The organism is Streptomyces sp. NPDC002994 (genome assembly GCF_040611155.1).
Lineage (GTDB): Bacteria > Actinomycetota > Actinomycetes > Streptomycetales > Streptomycetaceae > Streptomyces.
Window position 1 is genome coordinate 116,645 of the sequence record NZ_JBEXNQ010000021.1, and the last position, 20,718, is coordinate 137,362.

The 20,718-nt window shown below is 71.2% G+C and carries 17 protein-coding genes and 1 pseudogene; 10 read left to right on the forward strand and 8 right to left on the reverse strand.

Annotation, left to right across the window (positions count from 1 at the left end; all coding sequences use genetic code 11):
* Positions 1–4: 4 nt before the first annotated feature.
* The 8 genes and pseudogenes from ABZX79_RS26445 to ABZX79_RS26480 all read left to right on the forward strand — a co-directional run.
* The gene (locus tag ABZX79_RS26445) at positions 5–751 is read left to right on the forward strand and encodes a helix-turn-helix domain-containing protein (protein WP_355262553.1); all 747 of its coding nucleotides are present in this window, start codon (positions 5–7) and stop codon (positions 749–751) included.
* A gap of 18 nt (positions 752–769) precedes the next feature.
* Positions 770–1,045, forward strand: a complete 276-nt coding sequence (locus tag ABZX79_RS26450; protein WP_355262556.1) for a hypothetical protein — start codon at positions 770–772, stop codon at positions 1,043–1,045.
* Positions 1,046–1,143: 98 nt separating this feature from the next.
* Positions 1,144–3,861: a PQQ-binding-like beta-propeller repeat protein gene (locus ABZX79_RS26455; RefSeq protein WP_355262559.1), complete on the forward strand. Its 2,718-nt coding sequence runs from the start codon at positions 1,144–1,146 to the stop codon at positions 3,859–3,861.
* Between the two features lie 4 nt (positions 3,862–3,865).
* A complete protein-coding gene (locus tag ABZX79_RS26460; protein WP_355262562.1) occupies positions 3,866–4,444 on the forward strand; it encodes an IS607 family transposase in 579 nt (192 codons plus the stop codon).
* A complete protein-coding gene (gene tnpB / locus ABZX79_RS26465) occupies positions 4,441–5,898 on the forward strand; it encodes an IS607 family element RNA-guided endonuclease TnpB (protein WP_355262565.1) in 1,458 nt (485 codons plus the stop codon). The genes ABZX79_RS26460 and tnpB overlap by 4 nt, the downstream gene beginning before the upstream one ends.
* 292 nt (positions 5,899–6,190) lie before the next feature.
* Complete coding sequence (locus tag ABZX79_RS26470; protein WP_355262568.1) at positions 6,191–6,958, forward strand: hypothetical protein; 768 nt, start codon at positions 6,191–6,193, stop codon at positions 6,956–6,958.
* Positions 6,959–7,111: 153 nt separating this feature from the next.
* Positions 7,112–8,320, forward strand: coding sequence for an NlpC/P60 family protein (locus tag ABZX79_RS26475; protein ID WP_355262571.1), 1,209 nt, complete (start codon positions 7,112–7,114; stop codon positions 8,318–8,320).
* A 98-nt stretch (positions 8,321–8,418) separates the two neighbouring features.
* Positions 8,419–8,559, forward strand: a pseudogene (locus tag ABZX79_RS26480) (histone deacetylase); the annotation flags it as partial.
* 108 nt (positions 8,560–8,667) lie between these two features.
* On the opposite strand, the gene ABZX79_RS26485 reads toward ABZX79_RS26480, so the two are convergent.
* The 5 genes from ABZX79_RS26485 to ABZX79_RS26505 form a co-directional block, all read right to left on the reverse strand.
* On the reverse strand, positions 8,668–9,921 hold the full coding sequence (locus tag ABZX79_RS26485) for a styrene monooxygenase/indole monooxygenase family protein (RefSeq protein ID WP_355262574.1): 1,254 nt from the start codon (positions 9,919–9,921) through the stop codon (positions 8,668–8,670).
* A gap of 40 nt (positions 9,922–9,961) precedes the next feature.
* Positions 9,962–10,570 carry an ATP/GTP-binding protein gene (locus tag ABZX79_RS26490; RefSeq protein ID WP_251060370.1) on the reverse strand — a complete coding sequence of 203 codons (609 nt, stop codon included), beginning with the start codon at positions 10,568–10,570 and terminating at the stop codon, positions 9,962–9,964.
* A gap of 67 nt (positions 10,571–10,637) precedes the next feature.
* Complete coding sequence (locus tag ABZX79_RS26495; RefSeq protein ID WP_214971774.1) at positions 10,638–11,045, reverse strand: DUF742 domain-containing protein; 408 nt, start codon at positions 11,043–11,045, stop codon at positions 10,638–10,640.
* Positions 11,042–11,527, reverse strand: a complete 486-nt coding sequence (locus ABZX79_RS26500; RefSeq protein ID WP_355262578.1) for a roadblock/LC7 domain-containing protein — start codon at positions 11,525–11,527, stop codon at positions 11,042–11,044. The genes ABZX79_RS26495 and ABZX79_RS26500 overlap by 4 nt, the downstream gene beginning before the upstream one ends.
* On the reverse strand, positions 11,524–14,313 hold the full coding sequence (locus ABZX79_RS26505) for a nitrate- and nitrite sensing domain-containing protein (protein ID WP_355262580.1): 2,790 nt from the start codon (positions 14,311–14,313) through the stop codon (positions 11,524–11,526). The genes ABZX79_RS26500 and ABZX79_RS26505 overlap by 4 nt, the downstream gene beginning before the upstream one ends.
* A gap of 390 nt (positions 14,314–14,703) precedes the next feature.
* Here ABZX79_RS26505 and ABZX79_RS26510 point away from each other — a divergent pair, with 390 nt between their 5' ends.
* On the forward strand, positions 14,704–15,486 hold the full coding sequence (locus tag ABZX79_RS26510) for a hypothetical protein (protein ID WP_355262583.1): 783 nt from the start codon (positions 14,704–14,706) through the stop codon (positions 15,484–15,486).
* Positions 15,487–15,871: 385 nt separating this feature from the next.
* Here ABZX79_RS26510 and ABZX79_RS26515 read toward each other — a convergent pair whose 3' ends face one another.
* Entirely contained in the window at positions 15,872–16,366 is a 495-nt protein-coding gene (locus ABZX79_RS26515) for a MarR family transcriptional regulator (RefSeq protein WP_214971762.1), read from the reverse strand.
* 220 nt (positions 16,367–16,586) lie between these two features.
* Between ABZX79_RS26515 and ABZX79_RS26520 the strand changes: the two genes are divergently transcribed.
* A complete protein-coding gene (locus tag ABZX79_RS26520) occupies positions 16,587–17,456 on the forward strand; it encodes a lysozyme (protein WP_355262587.1) in 870 nt (289 codons plus the stop codon).
* A gap of 97 nt (positions 17,457–17,553) precedes the next feature.
* On the opposite strand, the gene ABZX79_RS26525 is transcribed toward ABZX79_RS26520, so the two are convergent.
* Positions 17,554–18,090: a class I SAM-dependent methyltransferase gene (locus ABZX79_RS26525; protein WP_355262590.1), complete on the reverse strand. Its 537-nt coding sequence runs from the start codon at positions 18,088–18,090 to the stop codon at positions 17,554–17,556.
* A gap of 188 nt (positions 18,091–18,278) precedes the next feature.
* Positions 18,279–20,708 carry an endopeptidase La gene (gene lon, locus ABZX79_RS26530; protein WP_355262593.1) on the reverse strand — a complete coding sequence of 810 codons (2,430 nt, stop codon included), beginning with the start codon at positions 20,706–20,708 and terminating at the stop codon, positions 18,279–18,281.
* Between the last annotated feature and the right edge of the window lie 10 nt (positions 20,709–20,718).

Below are 20,718 nucleotides of genomic sequence, written 5' to 3' on the forward strand. Positions count from 1 at the left end.
CGACATGACCCCGGCAGCGACGACCCCAGCCACCACCCCCGCGTACCGCAGACTCAGCGTCGAGGAGCGTCGCCGTCAGCTCCTCGGCGCCGCCCTGTCGCTCTTCGCGCACCGGGCGCCCGAGGAGGTGTCGCTGGACGACGTGGCCGAGGCGGCCGGGGTGTCGCGGCCGCTCGTGTACCGCTACTTCCCGGGCGGCAAGCAGCAGTTGTACGAGGCCGCGCTCGGCTCGGCCGCCGACGAGCTGAAACTGTGCTTCGCCGAGCCGCAGACGGGCCCGCTCACCCGGCGTCTCACCCGCGCCCTCGACCGCTACCTGACCTTCGTCGACCAGCACGACACGGGGTTCAGCGCCCTGCTCCAGGGCGGCAGCGTCGCCGAGACGTCCCGTACGACCGCCACGGTCGACGGGGTGCGGCGGGCCGCGGCCGAGCAGATCCTGACGCATCTCGGCGTCGGCGTCGCGGGTGCGGCCGGGCCGCGGCTGCGGATGATGGTCCGCACCTGGATCACGGCCGTCGAGGCGGCCTCCCTCATCTGGCTGGACGAGGACAAGCAGCCGCCGGCGGGCGAGTTGCGGGACTGGCTGGTCGACCACTTCATCGCCCTGCTGACCGTGACCGCGGCGACGGACGCCCAGACGGCGGCCGTGACGCGCGCGGCGCTGGCGACGGAGACGGCGGACGGCCCGGCGGGGGTGCTGGCGCGGCGGGTGATCCCGGTGATCGCGGAGGCGGCGCACCTCCTGTGACCCTGTAACACTGGCACCGTGAGAAGCGAGAACACGCCCTTCGTGGGTGGCCCCCTGGACGGGCGGGTGCTGCCGGTCCTGGTCGGGCCGACCGGACACCCGCCGAAGTGGTACGAGGTGCCCGTGCCGGACGAGGACGGCGGCCCGCCGACCGTGCACGCGTACCTGCGCGTTCCCGCCGGGTACAGCAAGCGGCTGGGTCTTCAGCGCGGCTGGAAGTACGAGTACGCGCCGGGCGGGCGCGAGCGCCACCGGCCCCGGTGGCCCTGGTCGAAACCGGACAGCACCTCATAAGATCGGCGGTTGTGCCGGACGTGGCCACTGTGACCGCAGAGCGCCAGTGGCTCCGGCACGGTGATCGCGGTGATCACGGTGACCACGGGGGGTGCGCCTTGGAGGCGCTGCGTCAGGACGATCCACGCCGAGTCGGGCCGTACGCCCTGCTGTTGCGCCTGCGCGAGACCGCGAGCGCCGTGCAGTACCTGGCGCAGGCCCCCGACGACGGTGCGACGGTGGTGGTCGCGGTGGCCCGGCCGGAGCTGGCGGGCCTGCCCGCGTTCCGCCGCCGGTTCCAGGCGGAGGCACAGACGGCCGAACGGCTGGCCGGTGGCTGGGTGCAGGCCCCGCTCGGGTCGCGAACCGAGGGCCCCGAATTGTGGACGGCGACCCCATACATCCCCGCGCTGACACTCGCCGAGGCGGTCGCGCTCGCCGGGCCGCTGCCGGAGCGGGCCGTACGCATCCTGGGCGCCGCGCTCGCCGAGACCCTGTCCCGGGTGCACGCCACCGGCGCCGTACTGCACGGCCTCGCCGCCGACACCGTGCTGCTGGCTGCCGACGGGCCGCGCCTGACGGCGTTCGGCGCGCTGGGCGCGGCGGCGGCCGCCGAAGCGGGCCCCGGCGGCCAGTTGTCCGTACGCCTCGGCTACCTCACCCCGGAGCAGCTGGCGGGCCAGGAGCCGGGCCCCGCGTCCGACATGTTCGTCCTCGGGCTGCTCCTGGCGTACGCCGCTACCGGGGCGACGCCGTGGGCGGCGGGCCCGCAGGACGCGGCCGCCGACCGCATCGCGCACGCGGAGCCCGAACTGGCCGCCGTGCCGGGTGAACTGCGCACGCTGATCGCCCGCTGCCTGGCCAAGTCCCCGGCGGACCGCCCGGCGCCCGGCGCGCTGGCAGCGGAACTGGCCCTGGAGGGCGCGGCAGCCCTGGCCCGCCACGGGTGGCTTCCCAGCCGCCTGCTGTCGGCCCTGGCGGAACAGGCGACGGCGCTGGAGCCGGTGGCGAGTGCGGGGGCACAGAGCCTTGTTCCCCTACCCGCCCCTTCCCGGACCCGGGGCTCTGCCCCGGACCCCGGTCCTCAAACGCCGGACGGGCTGGTAGGGCCAGCTGCAAGTCCAGCTCAGCAAAATCAAGCCCGTCCGGCGATTGAGGACACGCCCGGCGGGCGTCTGTGTGGTCCGGGGGCCCAGGGGCCTGCCCCCTCACGCGGCGGAGCCGCACATGTCACAGCCGGGGAGGGGCCGGTAGGGGAAAGCGCCGCAGGCCCCACCGGCGCCGCAGACGTCGACAGCGGCCTGACCCGGCGCCTGCGCGCACCGCGACGCGGGCCCGCGCCCGCCCTCACCCACCCCGCCACCGCCCTCGCCCTCCCACCCGCCACCGCCGTACCCCCGACTCCCACGCAGCCGGCGCAGCAGCAGCAATACGCCCAACTCGCACCGATGCCGGCAACCGCACCCGCTCGCACCGGCTCAGGCCCCCGCCCCCTCCCCGGCGGCCTGAGCCGGCGCGCCCTGTTCACCGGCGTCGCGGCCGGCGCCGCAGGGCTCGTCGTGGGCGGCGCCGGAGCACTGGCCTTCTCCGGCGGCGACGAGGACAACGCGCCCTCACCCCGGACCGACGGGGACGACGCCAAGCCGGCCGCCCGCCGCAAACCGCTGCCCGGTGTCGCCCCGGACCCCCTCTGGCACTACCAGCACCCCCTGACCCTCACGGCCGGCGGTCCGACCCCCCGCATCTGGCGCGATCAGGTGCTCCTGATCCCCGGTGAGGAACTGACGACCGCCCTGGATCTGCGTACCGGACGCCCGCTCTGGGAGCAGAAGGCCGCCGGTACGGATTACGGCCCCGAAGCCGCCGACGACACCCACTGCTTCATCGTCACGGCGTCCGACTTCCTCTGGCTGTCCGCGAAGGACGGGGTGGTCAAGCATCGTGCGCCGTACGAGCCCCTCCTCGCCAAGGGCCAGCAGGACACCCGAGTCACCCTGGGCTGGAAGGTGGCCGCGGACGGCCCCGTCGTCTGGTTCTCCGGGAGGGTCGAGACGCTCGACGGGAAGAAGGACAAGGTGACGCGCACGCGGACCTACCTCTTCGCGTACGACATGGCCGCACGCAAGGAACTGTGGCGCACCGAGATGCCGAACGGCCGCCCCGGCACCGTCCCCCGCTACGAGGCGGTCGGCATCCGCCCCGGCAGCCTGCTCGTACGCCAGGACACCGACTCGCTCACCGCGGACCAGACGAAGAAGGCGAAGGGCAAGGCGGCCTTCGTCCTCATCGACCGCAGGACCGGCAAGACCCTGTGGCGCAAGTTCTTCACCGGCGTACGCCCCGACGCGGGAGCCACCGACGACCCGTCAGGCCGGCTCTATGCGGCGGACGACGGCCGCTTGCGGGCGTACGACACCCGCAGCGGCAAGAAGCTCTGGAGGCTCAAGAACGCCTCGGGCCCCGCAGGCGACGCCCCCTTCGGCTTCGGCGACGGCGTCGTGCGCGGCAGAACGCTGTACGTCGCCGACGGATACAACGACGTGTACGCCGTCGACACGGCATCCGGCGCCCAGCAGTGGAAGCGCTCCACGGAGTACCCCGGCCGGGCCACCCCCCGGATCATCCTCAGCGACAGCGGCCGCACGGTCTTCGCGCTCAACGCGACACAGGCCACCGCGATCGGCGCACGCGACGGGCGGCGGTTGTGGAAGTTCCAGGACTCCGGCGTCACGGCGCCGGGCGCGCCGGACACCCGGGCCCCGTACCGGGCACAGACGTCCGACACCGGAGCCGTGCTGTGGCGCGGCCGCAACTTCTACGCGCTCCCCCTGAACTGAAGCGTTGAAGGGGAACAATAGTTCCCATTTCCTTCAGGGGATATCCGCCATCGTCAGTGAATATCCTGAAGAGGGCCGTATGCCGGTCCCGGTAGTCCAGACGCCGTCCGGTACATGGCTCGTGACCGAGCCCGCCCCGCAGGCCGCCGGGCGGGTCGTGGCGTACTGCCGTGTCTCGTCCGGTGACCAGAAAGCGGACCTGGAGCGCCAGGTCGCCCGGGCCGTGCAGGGCGCAACGGACCAGGGACTCGCGGTCGCTGACGTGGTGACGGAGGTCGGCTCCGGCTTGAACGGGCGCCGACGCAAGCTGCACCGCCTGCTCGCCGACCCGGGTGTGGGTACGATCGTGGTCGAGCACCGCGACCGCCTCGCCCGGTTCGGCGTCGAGCACCTGGAGGCCGCTCTCTCGGCCACGGGACGGCGCCTAATCGTCCTTGACCCGGCGGAGAGCGCCGACGACCTCGTACGGGACATCACCGAGGTCCTGACCTCGATGTGCGCCCGTCTGTACGGCCGCCGCTCCGCGAAGAATCGCGTCACCCGGGCCGTCGCCGTCGCCACCGGCCCGGAGGTGGCCGGATGAAGAAGTTCAAGCCGCAGCCCGGCTTCACCGTCCTCGCGCACAAGCTGGCGCTGGACCCGAACGCCACGACCAACCGCCACCTGCATTCGCACGGAGGCGGGGCGCGGGCCGCGTACAACTGGGCCGTCGCGTACATCACCGCCGTGTGGTGGCAGCGGAAGGCCGAGCAGTCTTATGGCATCCCCGAGGACGAGCTGACTGAGTGGCGGTCGTGGTCGCTGCCCTCGCTGCGGAAGGCGTTCAACGAGGACAAGCGCACCAACCCGCGCTTCGCCGACTGGTGGGAGGAGAACTCCAAGGAGGCATACAACACCGGCCTGGCCAACGCGTCGGCGGCGTTCGACAACTACGCGAAGTCGAAGAGCGGTAAGCGCAAGGGCCCAAGGATGGGTGTCCCGCGCTTCAAAGTGAAGCGGACAGCACGCCTGGCCTGCCGGTTCACTACCGGAACGATCCGTATCGAGCCGGACGGCAGGCACGTCACCCTGCCCAGGATCGGCACGGTCCGCCTCCACGAGCACCGGGCTGACCTGCGGGCCCTCATCGACGCGGGGAACATGCGGATCCTGTCTGCGACGGTGCGTCTGGACCGGGGGCGCTGGTTCGTGTCGTTGCAGGTCGAGGAGAAGCACGAGCTGCTGAAGGTTGCCCGTCCGGATGCGGCGGTCGGTATCGACCTCGGCATCAAGACCCTCGCGGTCCTCGCGGACAGCGACGGTGTCCTCAGCGCAGAACTCAACCCACGCCACCTCGATCGCGCACACAAGCAGCTGCGCCGCGCCGACCGTGTCGTCTCGCGCCGCCGCGGCCCTGAGCGGTGCACCGGGCAGCAGGCGTCGAAGCGCTGGGAGAAGGCCCACCAGGCGCGGAACAAGATCCATCACCGGGTCGCGAACCTCCGCGAGGACACCCTCCACAAGATGACGACCCGCCTCGCCTCCGAGTACGGCACGATCGTCGTCGAAGACCTCAACGTCGGTGGAATGGGCCGCAACCGGCGCCTGTCCCGCCGCGTCGCGGATGCCGCGTTCGGCGAGATCCCACGCCAGCTCACCTACAAGACCCGGCGGCACGGCACGCGACTCGTCGTCGCCGACCGCTGGTTCCCCTCCTCGAAGACCTGCTCGCGCTGCGGTGTGGTGAAAGCCAAGCTGCCCCTCAGCATGCGCGTCTTCGAGTGCGACAACTGCGGCCTCGTCCTCGACCGGGACGCCAACGCCGGACACAACCTGGTCGCCCTCGCGGCCCGCACGACAGGTACCGGAGTGGCCGGAGACCTGGACCCCGCCAAGGCGGAGTCGAAGCCCCGTGGAGCCGACCGGAAGACCCGCACCACCCGCCCGCGCCGCAAGGCCGGGACGGGGCGGGCAGGTGGCGCGATCCCCAGCCCCCGGGCCGGGAAAGAAACGGGAGACCGTCAACAGGACACTGGCGCGCAACTCGCGCTCTGGTGAGACCGTTACGGACCATTCCGGCGGAAACACCGGGATTCCTGAGATCGCTTGATGATCAAAGCAACGGTTGTACGGGAACGCGTCTCGATTGAATCCCTCTGGGATTGCGCAGGCGTCACAATCGCGCGGACGAGTGTAATTCGTTGATCATTTGGGCGACGCAGGCCGTAGATTCACTGGTCACAACAGATTCCGCGTGTCACCGGGATGGGTGAACCTCGCGCGGGGGGAACGTTGTTCACCGCAGATCACCGAGCCGACCGAGCTCACCGAACCAGAGGAATGCTGTCTCATGCGCCGCACCACTGTCCGCCGTACCGCCGTCGCCGCCTCCGCGATCTCGCTGGCCCTGCTCGTCAGCGCCTGCGGGGCCGACAAGCCCGCTGATGCCGCCCCCGAGGGCAAGGGCAAGGGAGGCGCGGCCGACGGGTCGGCCACGAAGGCCCTGTCGCAGGCCGAGCTGGACAAGCTCGTCCTGGCGGAGGGTGACCTGAAGAACCACAAGGTCACCGAGCCCTCGAAGGCGGAGGTCGCCCTGGCGAAGACCGCCACCAGCGACAAGGCCGAGTGCAAGCCGCTCGTCGACGCGATGATGCTCAAGCCCGTGGGCTCGCCCGCCGCGACCACGTCGCGCAAGATCTCCACCCTGCCCGAGAAGCCGGCCAAGGACGCTACGACCGAGGAGAAGGCGGAGGCCGGCCTGGCCGCCCTGGGCAAGACGGTGCTCATGTCGGACGGGCTGGGCTCGTACGAGGGCAAGGGTGCCCAGGAGGCGCTCGCCGGGCTGCGCACCGCGGGCGAGGCCTGCGCCGGCGGCTTCACCATGACCGCCGGCTCGGACAAGACGAAGGTGACGAAGCTCGCCCCCGGCACCTACGCCGGTGGTGACGAGGCGGTCGCCTTCACGGTGACGACCGACCAGGACGGTGCGGTCGGCACGTCCCAGCTGGTGACGGTGCGCAAGGGCAACGCGGTGGTGTCCTTCTTCGCGGTCAGCCTCACGGGCAAGACGGAGCAGCCGAAGGCCGCCATCGACGCGCAGCTGGCCAAGCTCGGCTAGGCACGCGGGAGCCACGCCGGTGGCGTTGCGGATTGCCCCTCGGCGGGTGACGGCGTTGGCCCAACCCGCCCAGTAACCCGCTCGCGGTCTCGATACCGCCGCACATCATCACCTAAGGGCCGGACCGCCCGGCCGCGAACCGGAGGTGATGACGTGTCAGGCAGACTCTCCCTGTCCGTCTGTACGGTGGCGCTGGCCGCCGCCACAGTGCTCACGGCACTACCGGCCCCAGTCACCGCGGCGGTACCGTCCGCTCCCTCGCCTCCTCGCCCTCCCTCCCCACCGCTTTCCGCGCCCGCGTCGGCGCCCGGGGAGGCGACCGTCGCGGAGCTGCTGACGGAGCTCCAGAAGCTGTACCAGCGGGCCGAAGAAGCCAGTGAGACGTACAAAGCGACGGAGGAGTCCGTCAAGAAGCAGCTGCGCGAGGTCAAGAAGGTGACCAAGGGCCTGTCCAGGGCCCGGATCGCGCTCGCCGAGAGCCGGGGCGCGGCGGGCCGGCTGGCCCGCGAGCAGTACCAGGGCCGTAGCGACCTCTCCCCGTACCTGCGGCTGCTGCTGGCGAAGGACCCGCAGCACGCGCTGGACCAGGGCCACGTGCTCCAGCGAGCCGCGGACGACCGGGCGGCGACGATCGCGCGGCTGGAGAGCGGAGAGCGGCGGGCGGACGAGCTGGCGACCAGGGCGCGGTACGCGCTCGACAAGCAGCAGACGCTCGCCAGAAAGCAGAAGAAGCAGCGCGACGCGGTACGGGCGCGGCTGGGCGAGGTCGAGGAGCTGCTGGCCTCGCTGACCGAGGAACAGCTCGCCGACCTGGCGCGGCTGGAGGAGCGGAACACCGGCGTGGCGCAGCGCGACCTGCTCGCCTCGGGCGCGCTCGGCAACCCTGGCTCCGCCGCCACGCGGGCGCCGTCGCGGCTGGGCGGCCGGGCGCTGGAGTACGCCGTACGGCAGATCGGGAAGCCGTACGTGTGGGGTGCGGAGGGGCCGGGGTCCTTCGACTGCTCGGGGCTCACGTCGCAGGCGTGGGCGCATGCGGGGCGCGAGATCCCCCGGACGAGCCAGGAGCAGTGGCGGCAGCTGCCGAAGGTTTCGCTGCGGGAGCTGCGGCCCGGTGACCTGGTGATCTACTTCCCCAAGGCGACCCATGTGGCGATCTACATCGGCAAGGGCCAGGTCATCCAGGCCCCGCGCCCCGGAGCCCGGGTCAAGGTCTCCCCGATCGCGGCGAACCCACTGCTGGGCGCGGTCCGCCCGGATCCCCTGCTGAAGCCACTCCCGTCCTACACCCCACCGAAGCTTCCACGCGGCGCGTCGGCGGGCGAGGACAGGGGGTACGGGGAGGAAACGGCCCCGGCGCCGTAGCCCTGCGCGCCCCGAAACGGGGGACTGCCCCATGGGGTACCAGAAGGCAATGGTCAGCACCCACGTCATCGACAAAGCGCAGCCCGAAGGCGACGCTGTACCGAGAACCGGGCGTCGACATCGACTTGAGCGAGGCTCTCAGCAGGGGCAGGGCCGTGCTCGGAGACGGGCGCTACGAAACGCTCGTTTGCCCCGGCACATTGGACGGCGTGCCGGTGTGCACCTTCACGGCCCCGTGGGAGAGAGGTTGAGAACCTCATCAGACAGGATGAGAAGACCCCCAGCCGGTCAGGGCTGGGGGTCCGGCTCCTTCTGCAACGACAGCGAGACCGCTGGTCAGAAGCCCGTCATGCGCCGGTGACCGAGGACAGGTACGCCGCCGTCTTGTCCGGGTCGTAGAAGAAGTTCTCGAAGTCCGACGGGTCGTTGAAGCCGTTCGCGAAGCGGTCGGCCACCGGCTGGAGGCCGCCCGCCGCGCCGATCAGGTTGAGGACGTGCTCCGGCGGGACGCCCAGCATCGCGTTCGTCCACTTGGTGACGTGCTGCGCCGTGTCCCAGTAGCGGTCGAACGTCGACCGCATCCACGCCTCGTCGAACGGCTTGTCGCCGTGGGACGTGATGGAGGAGAGGTACGACGCCGCGCACTTCGACGCGGAGTTCGAGCCCTGGCCCGTGACCGGGTCGTTCGCGACGACCACGTCCGCGACGCCGAGGACGAGGCCCCCGCCCGGCAGCCGGCCGATGGGGTTGCGGACCGTCGGTGCGTACCGGCCGGCCAGCGTGCCGTTCGCGTCGGTCAGTTCGACCTTCGTCGCGCGTGCGTACTCCCACGGCAGGAACTTCTCCATCAGTTCCAGGGTGAGGGACAGGTGCTCGGAGGGGTCCTTCACTCCCTTGAACACGTCCAACGGGCCGCCCGGGATGCCCTCCCAGAAGAGGATGTCCGCGCGGCCCGAAGTGGTGAGCGTCGGCATGACGAAGAGCTCGCCGACGCCCGGCACCAGGTTGCAGCGGACCGCCTCGAAGTCAGGGTGCTCGGGGCGCGGGCCGAGCCCGTGGACGTACGCCACAGCGAGTGCGCGCTGCGGGGCGTCGTACGGCGAACGGGACGCGTCGCGGCCGAACATCGAGACCAGCTCGCCCTTGCCCGCCGACACCATGACCAGGTCGTACGTACGGGAGAAGTAGTCGAGGTCGGAGACCGCCGCGCCGTGGATGACGAGCTGCCCGCCGCGCTGCGCGAACGTCTCCATCCAGCCGGCCATCTTCACGCGCTGATCGACGGACTGGGCGTAACCGTCCAGCTTTCCGACCCAGTCGATCGCGCGGGACCCCGTCTTTGAATCAGACACAGTGGGGGCCGCGACCGAGACGCCGAGGCCCTCGATCTTCGGCGCCTGCGACTCCCAGAAGTTGATCTGGAGGTCGCGCTCGTGCTGGAGGGCGGTGTGGAACATGCACTGCGTCGACATGACCCGGCCCGACCGGATCTCGTCCGCCGTGCGGTTGGACATCAGGGTGACCTCGTACCCACGGGTCTGGAGTCCGAGGGCGAGCTGGAGACCGGACTGTCCGGCTCCGACTATGAGTATCTTCCGCATGGCGGGGTTCTCCGTTGAGTAGCTATTCGGGGGTACGGCACTATTCGGGCGTGACGGCGAGCGCGTGGCCGACGAGGGCGAGCAGCGACTCGACCACCGTGATCCGCTTGCGTGCGTCCATGATCACGACCGGTACGTGCGGCGGCACGGTCAGGGCTTCCCTGACGTCCTCGGCCTCGTACGCCGCCGTTCCCTCGAAGTGGTTCACGGCGACGATGTACGGCAGCCCGCAGCTCTCGAAGTAGTCGAGCGCCGGGAAGCAGTCGGACAGCCGGCGCGTGTCGGCCATGACGACCGCGCCGATCGCGCCGCGCACCAGGTCGTCCCACATGAACCAGAACCGCTGCTGGCCGGGCGTCCCGAAGACGTACAGCACGAGGTCGTCGTCGAGCGTGACACGGCCGAAGTCCATCGCCACGGTGGTGTGGGTCTTGTCCGGCGTCGCGGTGAGATCGTCGGTCTCCTCGCTCGCGGTGGTCATCACCGCCTCGGTCTTGAGCGGGGTGATCTCCGAGACCGAACCGACGAAGGTCGTCTTGCCTACGCCGAAGCCGCCGGCAACCACGATCTTGGTGGCTATCGGGGCCCGGGTGCGGTCGGTCTGCCAGTCCCGGGCGCCCTCGTCCGCCTCGGGCGGGAGGGTCGACAGGGGCACCTGAGGCTGGGGCGGGACCGGCGGTGTGTGCCCGGTGGCGCGGGCGTGGAAGGTCTCGGTTTCAGAGACGGCGGAGTCCACTCAGCACCCTTTCGAGCAGCGCGCGGTTCGGCTGGCCGGGCGCGTGCCCGGTCCCGTACACACGGATCTTTCCCTGGTCTGCCAAGTCGCTGAGCAGCACGCGGACGACGCCCAGCGGCATCTTCAGCAGTGCGGAGATCTCCGCGACCGTACGCATGCGGCGGCACAGCTCGACGATCGCCCGCATCTCCGGCATGACGCGCGTCTGGAGGCCGCCGTTGGTCAGCTCGCGCCGCTCCTCGGACGCTTCGATCGCCGCGACGAACGTCTCGACGAGCAGGACGTGCGTGAAGCGGGTGCGACCGCCGGTGAGCGAGTACGGGCGTACGCGGGCGGGCCTGCGGCCGTCGCCCCGTACCGGAAGTTTGGCGGTGGTGGACGGCGTCACAGGGCGCTCTCCAACGATTTGCGCAGCTCACTGCGGAGTTCGGGGGTGAGGACGTGGCCGGCGCGGCCGACGAAGAGCGCCATGTGGTACGCCACGACGCTCATGTCGCAGTCAGGCGAGCCGTGCACGCCGAGCAGCGAGCCGTCGCTGATCGCCATGACGAAGACGCTGCCCGACTCCATCGCGATCATCGTCTGCTTGACGCCGCCGCCGTCCATCAGCTTCGCCGCTCCCTGGGTGAGGCTGGCGAGGCCCGAGACGATGGTCGCCAGGTCGGCGCTCGAACCCTTCGGGCCGTCCTGGCGGACGGACGGGGCGGTCGGTCCGACGTTCCGCTCCGGGTCGGAGGACAGGAGGAGCAGCCCGTCGGACGACACGACGGCGACCGAGAGGAGACCCGGTACTTCGTCGACGAGGTTACTCAACAGCCAATGGAGATTACGGGCTTCGCTACTCAGCCCGAACGTGCTGGACGCAGTCAACTGCGTGCCTCCTCAACTGTGTCCCCCTTGGAATCGGTGCCGGTCTCTTTTTCTGTCTCTGTTTTCGTCTCTGTCTCTGTTCCGGTGTTGGCTGAGATCTCTGCCTCGACGTCGCGGCGGCCCTTGATCGCGCCCTGGTGAAAGCCGCCGAGCCGACGCCGCAGGGCGTCCGCGTCGACGCTGCCGGAGCGCTCCTCGGGCTCTGCGGGGCCGGACTGCACGACCTTGGGGGTGCGCTTGGGCAGCCCCTTGTCGGTGACCGGCTCGACCTTTGTCGGCGCGGGGGCGGGGGCGTCGTCGTCGGCTTCCGCCGTCTGCGTGTCCATCTCGCTCTGGGGCGCGGGGGCCTGCTGAGGCAGCCGCATCGTCCAGGTCTCTTCGTCGACAGGGGCCGGGGTGTCGGCGTCCCCGTCGGCGGCGCGCTCATGCGTGTCGGGGCCGATGTCGTACGGGCCGGGGGCGGGCGTATCGAGCTCCGAGCTCTCAGAGGCGTTCTCTGCGTTCTGCTCGTCCTCGCGGATCGTCCGCTCTGCCGCCGCCACCAGCGGGTCCGGCACCGGCAGCGCATCGGAGCGCCCCGGCAGCGCGTTGGAGTTGGCCTCCGCGACCGACCCGGGGAGGTTCAGCGTGGGGGCGTCCCCGGCCATCGGCACCACGGGCGGCGCCGCGATCGGCGGCGCGGAAGGCAGCAGTGCGTCAGGCAGTACGACGACGGCGGCGACGCCGCCCTGCTTCTGCTCCCGCAGCGTCACCCGTACGCCGTGCCGGGCCGCCAGCAGCGCGGCCACGTGCAGGCCGATGCCGCCGTCGGTGCCGTCGCCCGGCTCGTACGAACCCGGAGCGGCGAGCCGCGCGTTCAGGTCGGTGAGCCGGTCCGGCGGCACGCCGATGCCCTCGTCCTGTACGGAGAGCATGACCTCGCCGCTCTCCAGCAGCCAGCCGGAGAGCTCGACCTTGGCGTCGGGCGGGGAGAACGAGGTGGCGTTCTCCAGGAGTTCGGCGAGGAGATGGCTGAGGTCGTTGGCGGCGAAGCCCGCGACCTGGGCGTGCGGCGGGATCGACTGGATGGCCACCCGCTCGTACCGCTCGATCTCGCTGACGGCCGCGCGCAGTACGTCGACGATCGGCACCGGGGCCTGCTGCCCCTGCCCGTGCTCCGTACCGGCCAGGACCAGCAGGTTCTCGCCGTGGCGGCGCATGACGGTCGCCATGTGGTCGAGCTTGAAGAGGGTCGCGAGGCGCTCCGGGTCCTGCTCGCGCTCCTCCAGGGTCTCGATGACGCCGAGCTGGCGCTCGACGACGCCGAGCGTGCGCAGCGAGAGGTTCACGAAGGTGGAGTTGACCGTGTGGCGCATGCGCTCCAGCTGCGCGGCGGCCTCGGCGACCTGCTCCTGGAGTTCGGCGCGCTGGGTGGCGAGGGTCTCGCGCTGGCCGATCAGGTGCGTACGGTCACCGGCGAGCTTCTCCGCGCGGGCGCCGACCTCGGCGAGCCGGCCGTGCAGGGTGTTGAGGGAGCGTACGACCTGGGCGAATTCGTCGTTGCGGCCGGTGAAGCGGACCGGCTCGACGGCCTCGCCCGCGGCCTGCGCCTCCGGTTCGGCGGCCAGCCTCGCCGCGCCGAGGCGCAGCACGGCCAGCGGGCGGGTGAGCGTACGGGCGACGGCGGTGCTGACGCCGACGGCGAACAGCAGGCAGGCGCCGGCCAGGGCGATCCGGATCTCCAGGGCGGTGACGTCGTCGTCGCGCAGCTGGGAGAGGCGGGCGACCTGAGCCGAGCCGATGGAGGATTCGACTCCGCGCATCAGGTTGATACGGGCCGACAGTGCGGCCTCGGCCTTGGCGCGGTCGGTGCTGAGCTCGGCGTCGGAGAGCTGGGGCTGGTCGGTGAGGCTCGTGAGGAACTGCTCGGCCGTCTTGACCTCGGGTCCCGTGACGGTGGTCTTGAGGGACTCGCGGGCGTCGTGTCCGGCCGCCTGGTCGAAGTCCGCGAGCGCGGCGAGTTCGCGTACGCGCGACTGCTGGGCCGCGGCGCTGAGGGCGTTGCGGGTCCGGACGCTCTCGGAGTTCGGATCCTCCTCGGCGGGGACGAGGAGTCCGGTGATGGGGTCGATGCGGTTGCCGGTGTTCTCGCGCGGCACGGACAGCGCGGCGAGGAGCAGTCCGCGGGTGGCGGCGGCCTGCTCGACGGCCTGGCCGAGCGCGGCGGGCGCGCGGGTGGCCTCGGCGGCGCGCGGGGGCGTCTTGTCGGCGAGCTCGTCGGCGAGGTCCTGGAGCTTCTCGATCGCGCCGCTGTACGCCCTGTGGGCCTCCAGCGCGGTGCCCTCGCCGCTCAGGGCGTCCCGGCGGATGCCGGGGATCCTGGCGAGGTCGCGGCGCAGGCCGGCGGGGGCTGCGAGCTCGATCTCGTCCATCTGGCGGTCGACGCGGGCGCTGCGGGTCTCCGAGAGCCCGGTGGCGCCCTTGTTTCCGCCCTCGCCGCTGCTCTCGCCACCGCCCTCGCCGCCGCGTCCGGCCGCGATGTACGCGGTGACGTCGTCGCGTTCGTCGGCGAGGGAGTGGGCGAGCGTGACCGCCTGCCGGTTCAGTTCGGCGAGGGTGACCAGGCGCTGGGAATCGGAGAGTTCGGAGGAGGCGCTGAGGATGGCGGGCGTACCGGCGGCGAGGACGGTGACGCCGACGAGGGCCACGCCGGCGACCAGCCGGCTGCGTACCCGTACGGTGCGTTCGGTCCGCTCGCCATTACCGCTATCGCCCCGAGGCCGCTTTTTCTGCACCGGTGCTCGCATTCTTGCTTGACTCGTCTGCTCACGTGGCCGAGGTGACGACCGGTCACTCAAGAGCGCCCCGCACCACCCCGGTAACGGCTCGAATGGCTTCAGACCATTCCAGTGCTTTTGGGAAGAAGGCGCGCAGCACGCGCTCCGCCACCCGAACGAGTGAACATCACTCAGGAGTTGGCGAACAACTCCCGATCCCATTCGTCTCGCGGGCGTACGGAGCGCCGGTTGGAAGTTCCGCCCGGGCTTTGGCAGGATGCGCCCCCGCAGCTTCGCGGAGTGTGTCATTCCGCCCATAAACCCGTCTGCGACCTGCTGGTACGGGCCAATTGGGCGCCGCAGGGAAGCCATCGGGCGTCACCCGGCTGCCTTGCCGCGCCCTCAGGCAGACTTGGCCGCATGCGCTTCGAACTGGCCACCGCCCCCGGCGACCCCGAACGCCCCAACGAGGACTGGGCGTCTGTCGCTCTGCCTGCCGCAGGCCAGGGTGGGGCGCTCGTTCTGCTGGATGGCGTGACGCCTCCGGCGGGCGACTACGGGTGCCGGCATTCGGTGCCCTGGTTCACGGCGGGGCTCGGTGGCGCGCTGATCGAATTGTCCGCTTCGCGGCGGGATTTGACCCTTGCCGAGGTCCTGGCGGAGGCAATTCGGCGCACCGCCGATGCCCACCGCGACACGTGTGACCTTTCTCACGTCCGTACGCCCCAGGCGACGGTGGTCCTGGCGCGCTGGGGCGCGGACGAGATCGAACACCTGGTGCTGTCGGACTCGGCACTGCTGCTGGAGTCCCCGGACGGCACGGTGCGAGCGGTGCTCGACGACCGCCTGGACCTCGTCCCCCCGGAGGTGCTGTCCTCGCTCGCCGCGACCGACGCCCTGCGCAACACCGAGGGCGGCTTCTTCACGGCCGCCGCGGATCCGGCGGTGGCGGCGCGGGCAGTGACGGGAGTGACCGCCCGGGCAGAGGTGCGGGCGATGGCGGCGCTGAGCGACGGGGTGACGCGGTGGGTGGACATGTTCGGCGCGGGGGACTGGGTGGAGTGCGTGGGCGTACTGCGCAAGGAGGGCGCGCAGGGCCTGATCGACCGCGTGCGGGCGCTGGAGCACGAGGAGGCGACTACGCCACTGGTACGCCGTTGGAAGCGCCATGATGACGCGGCGGTGATTTTCGCGGAGGTGTGAGGCGCCCCTGGGCACCTTTCAGCCCTCCGACGCGTGAGGAGCGGGGCCTGGGGCGGAGCCCCGGCTACCCCCGGCAATTCCAACCCGTCCGACGCTTGAGGACCGGGACCCGGGGCGGAGCCCCACCCACCCCCGGCAATCCCAACCCGCCCGACGCTCGAGGACCGGGGCCTAGGCGGAGCCCCACCCATCCCCGGCAATCCCAGCCCATCCGACGCTTGAGGACCGGGGCCTAGGCGGAGCCCCAGCCACCCCCGGCAATTCCAACCCGCCCGACGCTTGAGGACCGGAGCCTGGGGCAGAGCCCCAGCCACCCCCGGCAATTCCAGCCCGTCCGACGCGTGAGGACCAGGGCCTGGGGCGGAGCCCCGGCCACCCCCGGTGGCTACCCTTCCGCCCGCTCATTCAACTGGTGCAGCAGCCGCGCCAGTTCCGCCACCTCCGCCCGGTCCCAGCCGGCCAGCTTGCGTACGTACCGGGCGCGCCGCGCGTCCCGTACTCGCCGGAAGCGAGCCCGCCCCTCATCGGTGAGGGCGACCAACGAGGCCCGGCCATCGGCCGGGTCCGGCTCGCGCGTGACCAGGCCGAGGCTCTCCAGGGCCCGCAGCTGCCGGCTCATCGTCGCCTTGCCCACACCGAACCACGCGGCCAGCTCCGTGGCCCGCTGCCGGTCCACCTCGTCGAGCCGTACGAGCAGCCCGTACGCCGCCGGCTCCAGATCGGGGTGGACTTCGCGGGCCATGTCGCCGGAGGACGCGCGGGCCCGGCGCAGAAAGAGCGCCAATTCTCGTTCCAGCGCGAGGAATTCGTGGTCCACACCACTCGCCTCCGGCGTGCGCCCGTCATCCGCTCTTCCGTTACCGTGCACGTCAGAACTCATTGCGCGCTTTCCTCACCCTGAATATTTCTTTCACCAGCGGCCATTGCCGCAGCTCGGTCAGTATTTCGCAGGAGTAGACCAACGGCGGCACCCGGCCCCTCTTCCGCACCCCCTGTCTACGTGCGTAGCTTCATGCATGACATGCCCACACCAGTGGCTTTGTCGACAGGTCGCCCCAGACCTGTTCTGTATCCCCCACCGAGCCTTTCGGAGGCACGCAATGCCCGTGCACAGATCCGGAACGGCCCGCCGCCCGCACACCGCGGCGGCCGGGATTCTCCTCTCCATCCTCTCCGCGCTCGCTCTCGTCGTGACCCTGCCGGGTGCGGCCACCGCCACCGCCACCGCGACCGCAGCCGCGACCACCGCCGCCGCCAAGAAGCCTGAACCCGGCTCCGCCCACATGGGCATGGGCGTCATCAAGCACGACGGCCAGGGCGGCCTGCCGCGCGACACCCGCGTCACCCAGACCGAGGGCGTGGACGTCAGCAGCCACCAGGGCAACGTCAACTGGGCATCCCTGTGGTCGAGCGGCGTGAAGTGGGCCTACGTGAAGGCCACCGAGGGGAACTACTACAAGAATCCCTACTTCGGGCAGCAGTACAACGGCTCGTACAACGTCGGCATGATCCGCGGCGCGTACCACTTCGCGACCCCGAACGACTCCACCGGCGCCAACCAGGCCAACTACTTCGTGGACAACGGCGGCGGCTGGTCGCGCGACGGCAGGACGCTGCCCGGTGCGCTCGACATCGAGTGGAACCCCTACGGCGCGCAGTGCTACGGCAAGACGCAGAGCGGGATGGTCGCCTGGATCCGCGACTTCCTCAACACCTACAAGGCCCGCACCGGCCGTGACGCCGTCATCTACACGGCGACCAGCTGGTGGAAGACCTGCACCGGCAACTACGCCGGCTTCGGCTCCGTCAACCCGCTGTGGATCGCCCGGTACAACACGACCGTGGGCGAACTCCCGGCCGGCTGGGGCGTACAGACCATGTGGCAGTACACCTCCACAGGTCCGATAGTCGGCGACCACAACAAGTTCAACGGTGCCCTCGACCGCGTACAGGCCCTCGCCTACGGCTGATCCGCCGAAACCCGGTCCCGCGGCCACCGCGGGACCGGTACAGGGACGCGTACAGGGACGCGTACAGGGACCCGTACAGGGACCCGTACGGAAGCCGTCAGTCCCCCGGCAGCTGTGCGACCGCCCCGACCACCGCCAGCAAGGACGCGCCGTCCGCGAGAGCGTGCGTCGTCGCGGTGGCGATGAACCCGGCGTCGCTCAGGTGCGTGAGCAGCAGCCCCTTCACCTTGGCGACCTGCGCCGGATCCGGCGGAACGTAACAGAGCACCAGGCTGCCCGACGGGTGGAGCAGACGGGTGACGACCTCCAGCTCGCGCGCGGCCGGTCCGGTCCAGAAGGCGTTGACGTCGACCGCGAGGATCTTGTCGAAGCGGCCGAGCGTGTCGGGGTCCGCGTCGGCGAGCGCGGTGTGGACGAACGTGGCCCTGCCTGCCGCCACGGCCTCGGCATTGCGCTCGCTCGCGGCCGCGACAGCCACCTCGGAGCGGTCCAGGCCCACGTACGCGCCGCTCGGCAGGCCCTCCAGGATCAGCCCGGCGGCGACACCGCGCCCACAGCCGATCTCCAGTACGCGGTCTTCGTGACGTACGTCGAGAAGGCCGACGGCCACCGTGAGCCGCTCGGGAACGCCCATGCCGCCACCTCGCCCTCGCTGTCGCCCTCGTTCGTTATTGCCCTCGCCCGCCGTTCGCGCCTACCTCCGTTGTATCCGATTACGTGCCCTTTCGCGCGGAAGCCCCCCGTCCCCTCGGCCGAGACTCGGGTGAGACTCGGCCGAGAGGAGCAGGGGGGCCGCCACAGCCGGGCCACCGGCGACGTCCGTCACGCCGCCGCCGGCACCCGCACTTCTGCCGGAGCCAGGGCGATCTCCAGGACCTGGCGGACGTCCGTCACCGGGTGGATCTCCAGCTTGTCGAGGATCTCGGCCGGTACGTCATCCAGGTCGGCCTCGTTCCGCTTCGGGATCACGACCGTCGTCGTACCCGCCCGGTGTGCGGCCAGCAGCTTCTGCTTCAGGCCGCCGATCGGCAGGACGCGCCCGGTCAGGGACACCTCGCCCGTCATGGCCACGTCCGTACGGACCAGCCGCCCGGACAGCAGCGACGCGAGGGCGGTCGTCATGGTGATGCCCGCGCTCGGACCGTCCTTCGGCACTGCGCCCGCCGGGAAGTGGATGTGTACGCTCCGGTCCTTCAGGTCCGCCACCGGCAGTTCCAGCTCCGCGCCGTGCGAGCGGAGGAAGGAGAGCGCGATCTGGGCGGACTCCTTCATGACGTCGCCGAGCTGGCCGGTCAGGGTCAGCCCCGCGCCACCCGTCTCCTCGTCCGCGAGGGACGCCTCGACGAAGAGGACGTCGCCGCCCGCACCCGTGACCGCGAGACCCGTGGCCACGCCCGGAACGGCCGTACGGCGCTCCGACGGGTCCTGGGCGGACTCGGGGACGTGGTGGGGCCGGCCGATCAGGGCACGGAGGTCACCGTCCGTGATCGTGAGCGGGAGCTTCTGCTCGCCGAGCTCGTGCTGGGCCGCCACCTTGCGCAGGAGGCGTGCCACCGACCGCTCCAGGTTCCGTACGCCCGCCTCACGGGTGTACTCACCCGCCAGCTTGCGCAGCGCGGAGTCGTCGAGGGTCACCTCGCCGGGCTCCAGTCCGGACCGCTCCAGCTGGCGCGGCAGCAGGTGGTCGCGGGCGATGACGACCTTCTCGTCCTCCGTGTAGCCGTCGAGCCTGACCAGCTCCATGCGGTCGAGCAGGGCCTCGGGGATGGCCTCCAGGACGTTGGCGGTGGCGAGGAAGACGACGTCGGAGAGGTCGAGCTCGACCTCCAGGTAGTGGTCGCGGAAGGTGTGGTTCTGGGCGGGGTCGAGGACTTCGAGCAGCGCGGCGGCGGGGTCGCCGCGGAAGTCGGAGCCAACCTTGTCGATCTCGTCGAGGAGGACGACGGGGTTCATCGACCCGGCTTCCTTGATGGCGCGCACGATCCGCCCGGGAAGAGCGCCGACGTACGTACGACGGTGTCCGCGGATCTCCGCCTCGTCGCGTACGCCGCCGAGCGCGACCCGTACGAACTTGCGCCCCATCGCGTGCGCGACGGACTCGCCGAGTGACGTCTTGCCGACACCGGGCGGGCCCACGAGTGCCAGCACCGCGCCGCCGCGACGGCCGCCGACGACGCCGAGGCCTCGGTCGGCCCGGCGCTTGCGCACGGCCAGGTACTCGGTGATGCGCTCCTTCACGTCGTCCAGGCCGGCGTGCTCGGCGTCGAGGATCTCCTTGGCGCCGCGGATGTCGTACTGGTCCTCGGTCCGCTCGGTCCAGGGAAGTTCGAGGACGGTGTCGAGCCAGGTCCGGATCCACGACCCCTCCGGCGACTGGTCCGACGACCGCTCCAGCTTGTCGACCTCCTTGAGAGCAGCCTCGCGGACCTTCTCGGGGAGGTCGGCGGCTTCGACGCGGGTCCGGTAGTCGTCGGACTCGTCCTCGCCCTCCTTGCCGTTGATCTCGCGCAGCTCCTTGCGTACGGCGTCGAGCTGGCGGCGCAGCAGGAACTCGCGCTGCTGCTTGTCGACGCCTTCCTGCACGTCCTTGGCGATGGACTCGGCGACGTCCTGCTCGGCGAGGTGCTCGCTGAGCCACTTCACGGCGAGCTTGAGGCGGACCACCGGGTCGGCGGTCTCGAGCAGCTCGACCTTCTGGGCGGTGGTGAGGAAGGGTGAGTAGCCGGAGTTGTCGGCGAGGGCGGAGACGCCGTCGATCTGCTGGACGCGGTCGACGACCTGCCAGGCGCCGCGCTTCTTCAGCCAGGTGGTGGCGAGGGCCTTGTACTCCTTCACCAGCTCGGTGACGGCTCCGGGGAGCGGGTCGGGGAGCGTCTCGTCGACGCCCGTGCCCTCGACCCACAGCGCGGCACCGGGTCCGGTCGTCCCGGCGCCGATCTGGACGCGGCTGCGGCCGCGGATCAGGGCGCCGGGGTCACCGTCGGAGAGCCGCCCGACCTGCTCGACGGTGCCCAGGACGCCGGTGGCGGCGTACGTGCCGTCGATACGCGGAACGAGAAGCACCTGCGGCTTGTTGCCGCTGTTGCCGCTGTTGCTGCTGATGCCGCTGGAACGGGCGGCAGCCTGGGCGGCCTCCACCGCGGCGCGTACGTCGGTATCGGACAGGTCCAGGGGAACCACCATTCCCGGCAGCACGACCTCGTCATCGAGCGGCAGCACGGGCAGGGTGAGCGGGTTGGACGTCGATGCCATGATCTCCCCT

What these genes read in the sequence shown, in the direction of transcription:
- ABZX79_RS26445 (WP_355262553.1), top strand. Translation starts at nt 5, where the DNA reads ATGACCCCGGCAGCGACGACCCCAGCCACCACCCCCGCGTACCGCAGA.
- tnpB (WP_355262565.1), top strand. Translation starts at nt 4,441, where the DNA reads ATGAAGAAGTTCAAGCCGCAGCCCGGCTTCACCGTCCTCGCGCACAAG.
- ABZX79_RS26470 (WP_355262568.1), top strand. Translation starts at nt 6,191, where the DNA reads ATGCGCCGCACCACTGTCCGCCGTACCGCCGTCGCCGCCTCCGCGATC.
- ABZX79_RS26485 (WP_355262574.1), bottom strand. Translation starts at nt 9,921, where the DNA reads ATGCGGAAGATACTCATAGTCGGAGCCGGACAGTCCGGTCTCCAGCTC.
- ABZX79_RS26505 (WP_355262580.1), bottom strand. Translation starts at nt 14,313, where the DNA reads ATGCGAGCACCGGTGCAGAAAAAGCGGCCTCGGGGCGATAGCGGTAAT.
- ABZX79_RS26510 (WP_355262583.1), top strand. Translation starts at nt 14,704, where the DNA reads ATGCGCTTCGAACTGGCCACCGCCCCCGGCGACCCCGAACGCCCCAAC.
- ABZX79_RS26515 (WP_214971762.1), bottom strand. Translation starts at nt 16,366, where the DNA reads ATGAGTTCTGACGTGCACGGTAACGGAAGAGCGGATGACGGGCGCACG.
- ABZX79_RS26520 (WP_355262587.1), top strand. Translation starts at nt 16,587, where the DNA reads ATGCCCGTGCACAGATCCGGAACGGCCCGCCGCCCGCACACCGCGGCG.
- ABZX79_RS26525 (WP_355262590.1), bottom strand. Translation starts at nt 18,090, where the DNA reads ATGGGCGTTCCCGAGCGGCTCACGGTGGCCGTCGGCCTTCTCGACGTA.
- lon (WP_355262593.1), bottom strand. Translation starts at nt 20,708, where the DNA reads ATGGCATCGACGTCCAACCCGCTCACCCTGCCCGTGCTGCCGCTCGAT.